Annotated in this window: 11 protein-coding genes and 1 tRNA gene; 4 read left to right on the top strand and 8 right to left on the bottom strand. The window is 64.8% G+C overall.

Annotated features, from left to right (window positions below; genetic code table 11):
- Positions 1-29: 29 nt before the first annotated feature.
- Together gor and gabD are read right to left on the bottom strand one after the other, a co-directional pair.
- Positions 30-1,424: a glutathione-disulfide reductase gene (gor, locus tag WAZ62_RS06740; RefSeq protein ID WP_422642746.1), complete on the bottom strand. Its 1,395-nt coding sequence runs from the start codon at positions 1,422-1,424 to the stop codon at positions 30-32.
- Positions 1,425-1,446: 22 nt separating this feature from the next.
- Entirely contained in the window at positions 1,447-2,907 is a 1,461-nt protein-coding gene (gene gabD, locus WAZ62_RS06735) for an NADP-dependent succinate-semialdehyde dehydrogenase (RefSeq protein WP_422642745.1), read from the bottom strand.
- Positions 2,908-3,034: 127 nt separating this feature from the next.
- Here gabD and WAZ62_RS06730 point away from each other — a divergent pair, with 127 nt between their 5' ends.
- Complete coding sequence (locus tag WAZ62_RS06730; protein WP_422642744.1) at positions 3,035-3,520, top strand: hypothetical protein; 486 nt, start codon at positions 3,035-3,037, stop codon at positions 3,518-3,520.
- An 11-nt stretch (positions 3,521-3,531) separates the two neighbouring features.
- On the opposite strand, the gene WAZ62_RS06725 is transcribed toward WAZ62_RS06730, so the two are convergent.
- Together WAZ62_RS06725 and WAZ62_RS06720 are read right to left on the bottom strand one after the other, a co-directional pair.
- A complete protein-coding gene (locus WAZ62_RS06725) occupies positions 3,532-4,737 on the bottom strand; it encodes a hypothetical protein (RefSeq protein ID WP_422642743.1) in 1,206 nt (401 codons plus the stop codon).
- A 61-nt stretch (positions 4,738-4,798) separates the two neighbouring features.
- Complete coding sequence (locus tag WAZ62_RS06720) at positions 4,799-5,284, bottom strand: GNAT family N-acetyltransferase (RefSeq protein ID WP_422642742.1); 486 nt, start codon at positions 5,282-5,284, stop codon at positions 4,799-4,801.
- A 93-nt stretch (positions 5,285-5,377) separates the two neighbouring features.
- Between WAZ62_RS06720 and WAZ62_RS06715 the strand changes: the two genes are divergently transcribed.
- On the top strand, positions 5,378-5,791 hold the full coding sequence (locus WAZ62_RS06715; RefSeq protein ID WP_422642741.1) for a DUF3830 family protein: 414 nt from the start codon (positions 5,378-5,380) through the stop codon (positions 5,789-5,791).
- A 3-nt stretch (positions 5,792-5,794) separates the two neighbouring features.
- On the opposite strand, the gene WAZ62_RS06710 is transcribed toward WAZ62_RS06715, so the two are convergent.
- From WAZ62_RS06710 to glmU, 4 genes are all read right to left on the bottom strand, one after another.
- Positions 5,795-7,108: a class I SAM-dependent methyltransferase gene (locus WAZ62_RS06710; protein ID WP_422642740.1), complete on the bottom strand. Its 1,314-nt coding sequence runs from the start codon at positions 7,106-7,108 to the stop codon at positions 5,795-5,797.
- Positions 7,109-7,191: 83 nt separating this feature from the next.
- Positions 7,192-8,949 (bottom strand): diguanylate cyclase domain-containing protein, encoded by a 1,758-nt coding sequence (locus tag WAZ62_RS06705; RefSeq protein WP_422642739.1) that lies wholly within the window; start codon positions 8,947-8,949, stop codon positions 7,192-7,194.
- 137 nt (positions 8,950-9,086) lie between these two features.
- Positions 9,087-10,910: a glutamine--fructose-6-phosphate transaminase (isomerizing) gene (gene glmS, locus WAZ62_RS06700; RefSeq protein WP_422642738.1), complete on the bottom strand. Its 1,824-nt coding sequence runs from the start codon at positions 10,908-10,910 to the stop codon at positions 9,087-9,089.
- A 14-nt stretch (positions 10,911-10,924) separates the two neighbouring features.
- Positions 10,925-12,292, bottom strand: coding sequence for a bifunctional UDP-N-acetylglucosamine diphosphorylase/glucosamine-1-phosphate N-acetyltransferase GlmU (gene glmU, locus WAZ62_RS06695; RefSeq protein WP_422642737.1), 1,368 nt, complete (start codon positions 12,290-12,292; stop codon positions 10,925-10,927).
- 116 nt (positions 12,293-12,408) lie between these two features.
- Here glmU and gph point away from each other — a divergent pair, with 116 nt between their 5' ends.
- Both gph and WAZ62_RS06685 read left to right on the top strand, forming a co-directional pair.
- Positions 12,409-13,134, top strand: coding sequence for a phosphoglycolate phosphatase (gph, locus tag WAZ62_RS06690; protein WP_422642736.1), 726 nt, complete (start codon positions 12,409-12,411; stop codon positions 13,132-13,134).
- 20 nt (positions 13,135-13,154) lie between these two features.
- Positions 13,155-13,229 (top strand) — tRNA-Val (locus WAZ62_RS06685).
- Positions 13,230-13,358 lie beyond the last annotated feature (129 nt).

Genomic DNA, 13,358 nt, shown 5'->3' with positions numbered 1-13,358 from the left:
CGATCACCTCGACCACACGGCGGCCATGGTCACGAGGCAGCCGCTTCCGCCTTGGCGACCCGGGCGCGGGTGCGCATCAGGACCAGTTCCTCGGCGGCGGTCGGATGGACGGCGACGGTGCGGTCGAACTGGGCCTTGGTCGCACCCATCTTCACCGCGATGCCGAGGGCCTGGATGATCTCCGGCGTATCGTCGCCGATCAGATGGGCGCCCACCACCCGGTCCGAGCGCGGCTCGACGATCAGTTTCATGTAGGTGCGGGTGGCCCTTCCGGTCAGCGTGTGCTTCATCGGGCGGAAACCGGCTTCATAGATGTCGACCGTGCCGAAACGCGCGGCGGCCTGTGCCTCGGTGAGGCCGACCGTGCCGATGGCGGGCTGGCTGAAGACGGCGGTCGGCACGTCGTTGTGATCGGCGAGGCCGGGCCGGCCGCCGAACACCGTGTCGGCGAAGGCATGGCCTTCCTTGATCGCCACCGGGGTCAGGGCCAGCCGGTCGGTGACATCGCCGACGGCATAGATATTGGGCACATTGCTGCGGGAATAGAGATCGACTTTCACCTCGCCCTTGGGGCCGAGCTCGACCCCGGCGGCTTCGAGGCCGAGGCCCCTGGTGTTGGGCCGCCGGCCGGTCGCGAACATCACGGCATCGGTCTCGATCGCGGTGCCGTCCGAGAGATGAAGGACGAGGCCGAGCGGCGTCTTGTCGATCGCCGTGGGCGAGGCGTTGAAATGAAGATCGATGCCCTTCCGGGCATATTCGTCGCCGAGGTGCCGGGCGATATCGTCGTCGAAGCCGCGCAGCAGCTGGCCCCTGCGGTGCACGATGGTCACATGGCTGCCGAGACCGTGGAAGATCCCGGCGAATTCGACCGCGATGTAACCAGCTCCGACCACGACGACCCTTTTCGGCAATTCGCCGAGGTGGAACGCCTCGTTCGAGGTGATGGCATGTTCGGCGCCCGGAATATCCGGGATCTCGGGCGTCGCGCCGGTCGCGACCAGGATATGGGCGGCGGTCACCGTCTGGCCCGCGACCTCGACCGTATGGGCGTCGACAAGCCTGGCCCGGCCCTCGATCAGCGTGACGCCCGCCGTCTCCAACCCCTTGAGATAGAGGCCGTTCAGGCGGTCGATTTCCTTGTCCTTGGCGGCGATCAGGGCGCCCCAGTCGAAGGTGACGGGGCCGGTCACGCTCCAGCCATAGGCGGCGGCATCCTCGATATCCTCGCCATAATGCGAGGCATAGGAGAGAAGCTTCTTCGGCACGCAGCCGCGAATGACGCAGGTGCCGCCGACACGATACTCCTCGGCGATGGCGACGCGGGCGCCGTGGCCGGCGGAAATCCGCGCCGCCCGCACGCCGCCGGAGCCGGCGCCGATGACGAAGAGATCATGGTCGAAGGGGTGGGCATGAATGGTCATGATACTGTTCCCGTGCCGCCCGTCAGCGGTCGATGCCGCCGAGGCAGAGGTATTTCATCTCGACGTAATCGTCGATGCCGTGGGACGAGCCCTCGCGGCCGATGCCGGATTCCTTGACCCCGCCGAAAGGCGCGACTTCCGTCGAGATGAGGCCGGTGTTGACGCCGACGATGCCATATTCCAGCGCCTCGCCGACCCGGAAGATACGCCCGACGTCCCGGGCGTAGAAATAGGAGGCGAGGCCGAATTCCGTGTCGTTCGCCATGCGGATCGCCTGTTCCTCGTCGGAAAAGCGGAACAGCGGGGCGAGGGGGCCGAAAGTCTCCTCCCGCGCGACGGCCATGGCGGGGGTGACGCCGGTCAGCACCGTCGGCTCGAAGAAACTGGCGCCGAGGGCGTGGCGCTTGCCGCCCGCCGCGATCTTCGCGCCCTTGGCCAGGGCATCGGCGATATGTTCCTCGACCTTGGCGACCGCCTTCATGTCGATCAGCGGGCCTTGCGTCACGCCCGGCTCCACGCCATTGCCGACCTTCAGCGCGGCGACGGCGCGGCCCAGCTTCTCGGCGAAGGCGTCATAGACGCCGTCCTGGACGAGGAGGCGGTTGGCGCAGACGCAGGTCTGTCCGGTGTTGCGGAATTTCGAGGCGATGGCGCCCTCGACCGCGGCATCGAGATCGGCGTCGTCGAAGACGATGAAGGGGGCATTGCCGCCCAGCTCCAGACTGACCTTCTTCACCGTGCCGGCGCATTGCGCCATCAGCAGCTTGCCGATCTCGGTCGAGCCGGTGAAGGTCAGTTTGCGCACGGTGGGGTTCGAGGTCATCTCGCCGCCGATGGCGGTCGCGGCGCCGGTGACGACATTGAGCGCGCCGGCCGGCAGTCCGGCCCGGATGCCGAGTTCGGCGAGGGCGAGGGCGGAATAGGGCGTCTGGGTCGCGGGTTTCACCACGACGGTGCAGCCGGCGGCCAGCGCCGGGCCGATCTTCCGCGTGATCATGGCGGCCGGGAAATTCCACGGCGTGATCGCGGCGACGACGCCCACCGGCTCCTTGGTCACGATCAGGCGCTTGTCGGCGGCATGGGAGGGGATGGTCTCGCCGTAAATCCGCTTCGCCTCCTCGCCGAACCATTCGAGGAAGGCGGCGGCATAGGCGATCTCGCCCTTGGATTCGGCCAGCGGCTTGCCCTGTTCGGCGGTCATCAGCAGGGCGAGATCGTCCTGATTCGCCATCATCAGGTCGGCGAAGCGGCGCAGGACGATCGCGCGTTCCTTCGCCGTCCTGCGGCGCCAGGCGGGGAAGGCGATGTCGGCGGCGCGAATGGCGCGCGCGGTCTCGGCCCTGCCGGCCTTGGGGACAGTGCCCAGGGTTTCGAGGGTCGCCGGGTTGTTCACCTCGACGACGGCGCCATCGTCCGCGTTCACCCATTCGCCACCGATGAAATTCTGCGTGCGGAACAGGCTGGGGTCCTTGAGCGCGACCATGTCATCCTCCCTTGATCTCGATCTTCATCTTAAGGCCGGGCGGGCCGGCGGCGAAAGCCCCGCCCCCTTTCATCCGGGGCGACAAAGGCGCATATCAGGGCCGTGCCTTTCGAGGAGTTGCCGACCCATGGCCCGCCTTGTCCGCCTCGCGCTCGCCGTCGTCGCCCTGCTTGCCGCCGTCCTGCCCGCAGCGCGGGCCGATCTCGACGTGATCCGCGATCCCGGGGAACTTCAGGCGCGCTTCAGCGACAAGACGGTCTATGGCCGCTTTCCCTCGGGCGACAATTTCCGCGAATATCATGCCCCGGACGGGCGGACGGCTTATTTTCAGCTGCAATGCCTTCACGCCGGCACCTGGTGGGTGACCAGCCTGCCCCAGGACTTCGGCCAGATCGCGGCGGGCACGCCGATCATCTGTTACGACTACCCGACCCTGAACGACAAGGCCGACCCGTCCTGCTTCGCCGTCGGCGGCCCCGTGGGACGGGAGCGATTCTTCCCCATCGGCGGCAATCCCGACTTCACGGGCATCCCCAGCGCGACGGTCGAACGCCTGCTGCCCGGCAATCCCGACAATCTCACCCTCGATCAGGAGGGCTGCCCGGGGGTGTGAAGTCCATATTTTCAGGAACCGGAATATCGCCGTCGTATTGCCGCAAGATACGAACGAAATCCCCCAGTCGATATATTGCCTGTCTCGATTATAATGCTCGCGATTATCAAATTCAATAGACTGATCATTGACGCCATGAGCATTGACCAATAATCTATATTATCTTGAAAGCGCGAAGAAAATGCAAAAATAGATATCGATGGTATGACGATGAGGCAAATAATGGAAATTGTCAGGCGAGGACCGTTGTGTGGAAAAACGATACCCTCATGTGCTATTTTTTCATTTATCATTTTCATGGTTATGAGTAAATCTGATAATAATAGGAATATATAAAATAGAATACCGCAGATAATTCCAGCGTAAATATTTCTCAATACATCAGAATTTATATTAAATCCAAATATTTGCGTTCCATTTGAATTTTCTTTTTCCTTATTAATTTTCTGCTGTATTAGAAATATGGCTTCGGCGAAGGATTTCCCGCCGATCTCGAAAGCAAATGGGCGTAGAGATGATGCCTCCAAAATTCCGGCGATTCCCGGATGAACCGCCTCATAGATATCGAGAGTGCTGGGACCTTCAATCTGGACACGGTCGACATATAATTCGGTCAAAAGTATTGGTCTCGCATCGACCGAATTTTTTAGATGGACCGAGACATTGCACTGATTGAAGGCCCAACCGCACCCGAAGGTCACTCCGACGATTTCTCCTCCTGGCAAAGACGAATCATTCTGCCAGCGTCTTGTGAACCGGCGATAAGCGACGGCAAGTTGCTCCTCATCCGGGATGGAGATCGAAAAATTTTGCTGTCTTGCAATCTTTGTCGCGGCATCGAGGCAAGTGCTGACATTTTCGACGCATGTCAGTGATGTTGGTCCTTTCTCGATACGTACTATGTTTTCTAATTCTAGTACCTTTGATGAATGAATAATTGGCGGACCATCACCTTCTTCTGGAGAATTCCGTGCGACGGTTTCGTCAAATATAGCGCGAATCTTGGTAATGTGTGCGGGGATTGTCTTGATGATCGCCGCTTCGACGGTGTCCGGAAAGATGCGGATTGTTGATAGCAACTGGAGATCCTGGCGTGCTGCTTCGAGAATTTTGCTTTCGTCCTTGGTGAAGGCGAATACGCTCAATGCGAGGCAGAAAAGGAGGAGAGCATTCATGGCACTGCCAATGCTTGCTTCGATCTTTGACGGGTCACGCATCGTGGAATCTTCCTGGAACGCAGAAATACACTCTATGGGTGCATTTGTGCCTTTGCGAGCGCTAAATCATTCTTTCCATGCGGAAATTGGTCAGGACCTGACCGCGTAGCGGCACCCGCCGCTCGGCGATGGCGGTAAAGCCCAGGGCCTCGAACAGGGGCCGTGCCGTCAGGCTGACATGGGCGGAGAGGCCGGGCATTCCGGCGGCACGCGCCGTCTCTTCCACGCCTTGCAGCAGCAGGCGGCCGGCGCCCTTTCGCTGGTGGTCGGGATGGACGAACAGAAGATCGACATGGCCATGGCCGTCGAGCGCGGCGAAGCCCGCGATGGTCTCGCCCTCGACGGCGACGAAAACCCGCTGACGGCCGAGGCGGGCGCCGAAGGCGGCGATGTCGATCTCGTCGGGCGCCCAGGCGCGGACCTGATCCTCGCTGTAGTCGCGACGAGCGACGTTCCGCACGCTGTCGCGGAACAGGGCCAGCAGCGGGCCGACATCCTCGGGCTCGAAGGGCCGAAGGGTGAGGCCAGCCCTGTTTTTCAAAAGCAATTTGAAACTCCTCGCGCGGGTTCCGCCCGACATTTGAGGTGACGGCGCCGCCCGGGCGCATTGTAATCACGGCCTGAATTCAGGAGATTCACCTTGAGCAAACTTCGCATCACGGCCGGCCCCTTCACCTTCGATGCCCGTTTCGAAGAAGAACTAGCACCGCTGACCGTCGCCGCCTTCAAGGCGCAGATGCCCTTCGTCAGCAAGGTGGTGCATGTCCGCTGGAGCGGCGAGGGCGTGTGGATGCCGCTCGGCGACCATCAGTTCGGCGTCGGCTACGAGAATCACACGTCCTATCCGGCGCCGGGCCAGATCATCCTTTATCCGGGCGGCGTTTCCGAGACCGAGATCCTGCTGGCCTATGGCGGCGTGCAATTCGCCTCCAAGGTCGGCCAGCTCGCCGGCAACCACTTCATCACCATCACCAGCAACCTCGACGACGTGGTGAAGCTCGGCAAGATGACCCTGTGGCAGGGCGCCCAGGACATCCGTTTCGAGCTCATTTGATCGTCACCGATAAAGATCGGCCCTTGTCGGCGGCAGTTCCAGCGGGGCGTTCTTCCGGTGGCGGGTGGCGACGGTCTGGAACAGGCGGATCGTGCCGTTCCTGAAGGCGAAGGAGACGCCGGCGAGATAGGCGACCCAGAGGCGGTATTTCGCCTCGCCGACGAGGGCGACGGCTTCCGTCCTGCGGGCCGAGAGGCGCTGGCACCACAGGCGGGTGGTCTGCGCGTAATGTTCGCGCAAGCCCTCGACGTCGTGGACCTCGAAGCCGGCCGCTTCCATGCTCTCGACCGAATGGCTGATATGGTCGAGCTCCGAGCCGGGGAAGATATATTTCAAGATCAGGCGGTTCTCCGGCCGGATCTTGCGGAAACGGCCCTTGTCCGCCTTGGCCCGCCTGGTGATGCCGTGGTTCAGCAGGATGCCGCCCGGCCGCAGCAGGGATTTCAGCTTGCCGAAATAGTCCGGGTAATTGGCGATGCCGACATGTTCGTACATGCCGATGGAGGCGATCTTGTCGAAGGTGCCCGTGAGCAGCCGGTAATCCTTCAATTCGATGGTCACCTTGTCGGCGATGCCGAGGTCCCGCATCTTCCGGGTCGCGAAATCATGCTGATTGGTCGACAGGGTGACGCCATGGGCGGTGACGCCGTAATGGCGCACCGCATGGGCGATCAGCCCGCCCCAGCCGCAGCCGACGTCGAGGAAACGCTCCCCCGGCTTCAGGCGCAGCTTGCGGCAGATGTGGTCGAGCTTGTCGACCTGCGCCTGCTCTATGCCGTTCGACCAGTCGGTGAAGTAACCGCAGGAATATTGCATTTCGGGGTCGAGGAAGAGGCGGTAGAAATCGTCGCTGATATCGTAGTGGAAGCGGATGTAGTCCTGGTCGTGGCGCTGGTCGGAGGTGACGCGCGCCGCCTCGTCGTCGCCGTAAACATGGCTGGAGGCAAGGTCCCCCGGCGCTCGCGCCAGCGCCCAGAGGGAGCGGGCGAGGGTGCCCTTGTCGAGATCGCGCCACTTCAGCTTCATGCGCCGCCGCTGCGCCGCCTCGATGAAGGCGATCAGGTCGCCGCCGACCAGATCGACATGACCTTCGGCGTAATGGATGACGAGATTTTCCAGCGTCGGCCTGCGCAGCAGGCGGCCGATGGTGGCCGCCGAATCGAACACCACCTGATAGCGGGTATCGGCATGGGGGCCGAGCGGGATGACGCTGCCATCCCACAGGCGGACGGCGATGCTGCCGTCGAGTTTGGAGGCGACACTCTCGAACAGGCGGCGGGCGGCAAGCAGACGCCTGGCTTCGGCGGAACTGGTCACGGACGGCGACTCCCCTGGCAACGGGAAAAGTTTGCCATGGGAGGGCGGCAGGTCCAGCCCTTTCAGCCCCCTCCGATCCGTCCTCAGCCGGTGACCGCTCGAAGCGCCCGGTTCCTGCCCGAACGCTTGCCGATATACATGGCCTGATCGGCCAGTTTCAGCAGGGCATCGATCCGGGTGCCGTCGACAGGCGCCAGGGCGTAGCCGATGGTCACGCTGATGCCGTGGAATTCCACCGTCGCGTCGAGGCGCTGGCGGAAGGCGTCGACGAAGCGATCGGCGAGGCGGCCGGCCTCGGCTTCGCTGGCGATCGAGGTCGCGACGACTATGAACTCGTCGCCGCCGAGGCGGCACAGGCAATCGCCCGGGCGGGCGCAGGTGCGCAGGATCGCCGCCACCCGGCGCAGCAGCATGTCGCCGGCATCATGGCCGTGTCGATCGTTCACCGCCTTGAAGCCATCGAGATCGAGGAGATAGACGGCGGCCCCGTCGCCGTCGCGGATACGATCCTCCAGCGCCCCGGTCCGGGCCTCCAGCCCCCGGCGGTTCAGCAGGCCGGTCAATTCGTCGGTCTCGCTCAGAATGCTGAGGCGCAGATGGTCCTCGCGCGCCCTGGCGGACTCCCGGCGCATTTCGTCATCGCGCAATGTCATCACGATCATCCAGCAGACGATATCGATCATGCCGCCCACCTGCATGGCGTGATCGATCAGCGGCGTCCAGGGCAGGAAGCCCCGGTGAAGCGCGATGCCGATGATCGCCGTCGTCAGATGCGGAAACCAGCCGACCAGCGTCCAGGCCGCCGGCCGGTCACCGCGCCGGACCAGCCTGACGGCAAGCGGCATGACGAAGACGAAGGGCAGGGGGCCGAACAGGCTCAGAAGCAGCGCCACGACCTGCTGGGAAATGACGCCGCTGGCGAAGCCCGCGTCAACGACGAGCAGCAGCCCGCCGAAGAGCCGCAACATCAGGGATACGAAGCGCGACAGCCGGCGGATATCCAGCGCCCGGTCAACGAACAACATGCCGCTGGCCGCGCCCATCAATATGAAGAACAGCGCCAGGCTTCCCTTCGGAAGGCCGGAGCCCGGCCACAGATGCTGGGCCGCCAGCCCGAAATAGATGAAGGGAATCATCACCGTCGAGACGGAAAACACCGCGAACCAGAAATAGAGCGGCTCACGCCGCCGAACCCCGACCGCGATGCCATAGAGCGCGAGGCACAGCCCGATGGAAAACAGGGCGCCCTGGATAACCTCCCGCCTCGCCTCCCCGCGCATCAGAACGGACAGGGGCTGCAACGCCAGTGGCGTGATCATCGCGACGTCGTTGAGCTTGCGAAGCCGAATGAAGATGTCATGGGCCCCCGTAGCCCGCAGGGGCAAGGCGACGGCCGCGAAGGGCAGCGCCGCATCCCTGTCGTTGAAGGCGATGCCCTGGCCATAGAGACTGCGGGCGAGGACGCGCCCGTCCCGGACGACGAAAGTCTCGACCTCGTCGATCGGATAATAGCGCAGGGTCAGCCACCAGTCCGTGGCCGGGACCTGCCTGACGTCGAGGCTGATATGCAGCCAGACCGTTTCCGGCCGTATCCCCAGATTGGCGCGCAGACCCCCGGGCGGACCGAAGTCCGGCATCCGGGCCAGGATATCTTCGATGCGCAGGTCATGGGTGGGGTCGGACAGCAGGGTTACCGCCGGCCAGGGATCGATTTCCGCCGAGCCATCGCCAATGGTGATGGCATCCGCGCCCAGCGCCCGATCCGCGCCGAAACTCAGCAGCCACAACGCCGACAGGGCGATGACCGTCAGGCGCCAGACGGACGTGAGCCGAAAATGCATTCGCCGTCGGTATCCCCAATCAGACCAGCGACATCCCGCCGATCGGGCCGGCGCGGAACATCCGGTACAGGACTGCCAGCGATTATGGTCACCAAGTCGCTACGAAGGCGTTAACGCATTCCTAATTCGGCGCCTCGCTATTCCACCGTCACGGATTTCGCGAGATTGCGCGGCTGGTCGACATCCGTGCCCTTGGCGACGGCGGTGTGATAGGCGAGGAGCTGGACCGGGATCGCGTAGAGCACGGGGGTCACGAAGGCATCGACCATCGGCAGTTCGATGATCTCGGCCGCGTTGCGCCCCTCGGTCTCGAGGCCGGCGGTATCGGACAACAGGACGACCCGGCCGCCGCGCGCCAGCACTTCCTGCATGTTGGAAACGGTCTTCTCGAACAAAGGCCCATGGGGGGCGAGGACGATGACCGGCACCGCCTCGTCGATGAGGGCGATGGGGCCGTGCTTCAATTCGCCGGCGGCATAGCCTTCGGCGTGGATATAGGAAATTTCCTTCAGCTTCAGCGCGCCTTCGAGGGCGATCGGGAAGATCGCGCCCCGGCCGAGATAGAGCACGTCCCGCGCCTCGGCCAGCCAGAGCGCGATCGAGCGGATCTTCTCGTCGTGATTGAGGACTTCGAGCGCCCGGGCCGGCACTTCCGACAGGGCGGCGCAGAGCCTGGCTTCCTCGGCCGCGTCGATCTTGTCCCGGCTGCGCGCGACGGCGAGGACGAGGCACATGAGGACGGTCAGCTGGCAGGTGAAGGCCTTGGTGGAGGCGACGCCGATTTCCGGCCCGGCCAGGATCGGCAGCACGAGGTCCGCCTCCCGCGCCATGGAGGATTCGGGGACATTGACGAGGGCGATGATGAATTGCCCCTGGCTTTTGGCATAGCGGAGCGCGGCCAGCGTATCGGCGGTTTCGCCCGACTGGGAAATGAACAGGGCGACGCCGCCCGCCGGCATCGGCGCCTCGCGGTAACGGAATTCCGAGGCGATATCGGTTTCGACCGGCAGGCGGGCGATCTGCTCGAACCAGTATTTGGCGACCATGGCGGCATAGGACGAGGTGCCGCAGGCGATGATGGTCAGGCGCGGCACGGTGTTCCAGTCCGGCCCGCCGGGGGGCAGGCGCGGGCGCCGCGTCGCCGGGTCGAGATAGGTCGCTAGGGCATCGCCGATCACCTGCGGCTGCTCGAAGATTTCCTTCTGCATGTAGTGGCGATAATTGCCCTTCTCGATCATCGCGGGCGACAGCGAGACGGTACGCACGGCCCGGGTCACTTCGCGGTCGTCGGCGTCGAAGACGGTGGCGCCCGCGTGGGTCAGCACCACCCAGTCGCCTTCCTCGAGATAGAGCACCTGGCGGGTCCAGCTTGACAGCGCCATGGCGTCGGAGCCGAGATACATCTCCCCCTCGCCAAAACCAACGGCGAGCGGGCTGCCGCGCCGCGCGCCGATCAGCAGTCCGTCGTGCCCGGCGAAGAGGATGGCCAGCGCGAAGGCGCCGCGCATCAGCTTCAGCGCGGCGGAAACCGCCGCCCGCGGCGTCAGGCCCCGCTCCAGCCCGTCGGAAACGAGATGGGCGACGACTTCCGAATCCGTCTCGCTTTCGAAGACATGGCCACGGGCGACCAGATCGTCCTTCAGCTCGCGGAAATTCTCGATGATGCCGTTGTGGACGACGGCGACGGATTTCGTCGCATGGGGATGGGCGTTGGTCGTCGTCGGCGCGCCATGCGTCGCCCAGCGGGTATGGCCGATGCCGGTCACGCCCGGCAGCGGCTGGTCGGCCAGCAGCTCGGTCAGGCGGGACAGCTTGCCCTCGGCCCTGCGCCGCTCGATCGCGCCATCGACCAATGTGGCGAGGCCGGCCGAATCATAGCCCCGGTATTCGAGGCGGCGCAGGCCATCCACCAGGCGCGAGGCCACTTCGCTTTTGCCGACGATACCGACGATGCCGCACATGGAATCTGGTCCTTTTACCTGGATTTACGCATCAGGGCACGGAAACGGGCGGCCCAGCCCGTTTTGTGCACGGGCCTTGCCCGCTCGATATAGAGATCGTCCGCCGCCACATCTTCCGTGACGACCGAGCCGGCGCCGATGATCGCGCCATCGCCCACGGTGACGGGCGCGACGAGGGCGGAATTCGAGCCGATGAAGGCGCCCGCGCCGATCGTGGTCTTGGCCTTGTTGAAGCCGTCGTAATTGCAGGTGATGGTGCCGGCGCCGATATTGGCCCCCGCGCCCACCTCGGCATCGCCGAGATAGCTCAGGTGATTGGCCTTGGCCCCTTCGCCCAGCACCGTGTTCTTCAGCTCGACGAAATTGCCGACATGGGCGCCCGCGCCGACCTGTGCCCCCGGCCGCAGCCGGGCGAAGGGGCCGATGATGGCCTTGGGCGCGACCTTGGCGCCTTCGATATGGCAGAAGGCGTTGATGCGCACCTCCTCGCCGATGGTGACGCCGGGGCCGAAGACGACCTGGGGGCCGATCACGACATCGCGGCCCAGCACGGTGTCGGCCTGCAGCCGGACCGAGGCCGAGTCTTCGAAACTGACACCCGCTTCCATGTGGCGGCGGCGCAGGCGGGCCTGGAAAATGGCCTCGGCCTCCGCCAGCTCGACCCGGGAATTGACGCCCAGCACCTCGTCCGCCGCGCCTTCGACGACGACGGCGGACAGCCCGTCGGCCCGGGCCAGGGCGACGATATCGGTGAGATAATATTCCTTCTTGGCGTTGTCGTTGCCGATCCGGCCGACGAGGCGGGCCAGATGCTCGCCCGCGATCGCCATCACCCCGGCGTTGCAGAGACCGATCTTCAATTGCTCGGGGCTCGCTTCCCTGGCCTCGACGATGGCCTCGAGGCCACCATCCGTGCCGGTGACCAGCCGGCCATAGGCGCCGGGCACGGGGGGCCGGAAGCCGAGCACGGCGACGGCGACACCCGGGGCCTCCAGCGCCGCGCGGAGGCGCAGCAGGGTTCCGACCTCCACGAGGGGGGTATCGCCGAACAGGACGAGGACGCCGCCGGTGAAGCCGTCGAGGGCGGGCAGGGCGCAGGCGACCGCATGGCCGGTGCCGAGCGGCGGGTCCTGAATCGCGATCTCGGCGCCCGGCAGGCTGTCGGCGACGGCGGACAGCCCGGGGGAGAGCACGACGACCAGCCTGTCCGCGCCGGAAGCCCGGGCCGCGCCGGTCACATGATGGATCATCGGCCGCCCGGCGATGGGGTGCATCACCTTGGGCAGTGCGGATTTCATGCGCGTGCCCATCCCCGCGGCGAGGATCACCGCCGCGGTCGGCAGGGAGGCGGTCGGCAGGGTGATGGTGGCAGGGGCGGACATGGCGCTACTCGGGTTCGGGGCGGATTCGCGAGCGACAAGGTGCCACAGCCGGCACTTGCCGTTACAGTCACCTTTTGTTTCAAAGTTTTGCGCCCACGCGGCACAATGGACCCATCATGTCGTCCTGTGAAATCCTGCCTTTCTCCGCCACCCTGCCCGACACGGTGATTTTCGATCTCGATGGCACCCTCGTCGACAGCGCGCCCGACCTGACCGGCGCCCTCAACGCGACCATGGCCAGCCTCGGTCTCGCCGCCTTGCCCGAGGCGGAGGTGCGCCACATGGTCGGCCATGGCGCCCGCAAGCTGATCGAACGCGGCCTTGAAGCCCATGCGGTGCCGAAGTCGGCGGCCGAGGTCGACGCGCTCGTCGCGTATTTCATTCACCATTACGCTGGCCATGTCGCCGATCATTCGGTGGCTTTTCCCGGGGTGACCGCCACGCTGAACTGGTTGCGGGCCCGGGGGGTGCGGCTTGGCGTCTGCACAAACAAGCCGGTGGTGCTGGCGAAGCAACTGATCATCGCCCTCGAACTCGACGAATTTTTCCCCACCGACGCGATTCTCGGCGGCGACAGCCTGACGGTGAAAAAGCCGGACGGACGGCATCTGATCACCACGGTCGAGGCCCTGTCGGGCGATCTCGACCGCACGGTGATGGTGGGCGACAGCGCGACCGACCTCAACGCCGCGCGGGATGCAGGGGTTCCGGTCGTTCTCGTCACCTTCGGCTATACGCCGATCCCGGCCGAGAGGCTCGGGGCCGATGCGGTGATCGGGCATTTCAGCGAATTGCCCCATGCCCTGACCCTGGTGCTTGACAGGACCGGCGGCCGCCACTAGATATCGCGCCTCGACGAGATGGGCGCGTAGCTCAGCGGGAGAGCATCGCCTTCACACGGCGGGGGTCACAGGTTCAATCCCTGTCGCGCCCACCATCTCGGCCTCCTTCACGACAATTCGATTCACGGCGATCCGGCGTTTCCGCCGACGCGCCGGTCAGGATGCTGGCTTGCGGCTGGGCACCGGCGCGGCCGGCGTCGCGGCCGCGGGCTTTGGCTTGGCGG

Origin of the sequence: Zavarzinia sp. (genome assembly GCF_049306435.1) — a bacterium.
Lineage (GTDB): Bacteria > Pseudomonadota > Alphaproteobacteria > Zavarziniales > Zavarziniaceae > Zavarzinia.
The sequence above is the reverse complement of the archived record's forward strand: the minus strand, read 5'-3'. Positions and strand labels throughout refer to the sequence as shown.

Excerpts from the sequence above, each read along its gene's own strand:
- glmU (WP_422642737.1), bottom strand. The coding sequence starts at position 12,292 with ATGTCCGCCCCTGCCACCATCACCCTGCCGACCGCCTCCCTGCCGACC.
- WAZ62_RS06730 (WP_422642744.1), top strand. The coding sequence starts at position 3,035 with ATGGCCCGCCTTGTCCGCCTCGCGCTCGCCGTCGTCGCCCTGCTTGCC.
- gor (WP_422642746.1), bottom strand. The coding sequence starts at position 1,424 with ATGACCATTCATGCCCACCCCTTCGACCATGATCTCTTCGTCATCGGC.
- WAZ62_RS06705 (WP_422642739.1), bottom strand. The coding sequence starts at position 8,949 with ATGCATTTTCGGCTCACGTCCGTCTGGCGCCTGACGGTCATCGCCCTG.
- WAZ62_RS06725 (WP_422642743.1), bottom strand. The coding sequence starts at position 4,737 with ATGCGTGACCCGTCAAAGATCGAAGCAAGCATTGGCAGTGCCATGAAT.
- glmS (WP_422642738.1), bottom strand. The coding sequence starts at position 10,910 with ATGTGCGGCATCGTCGGTATCGTCGGCAAAAGCGAAGTGGCCTCGCGC.
- gabD (WP_422642745.1), bottom strand. The coding sequence starts at position 2,907 with ATGGTCGCGCTCAAGGACCCCAGCCTGTTCCGCACGCAGAATTTCATC.
- gph (WP_422642736.1), top strand. The coding sequence starts at position 12,409 with ATGTCGTCCTGTGAAATCCTGCCTTTCTCCGCCACCCTGCCCGACACG.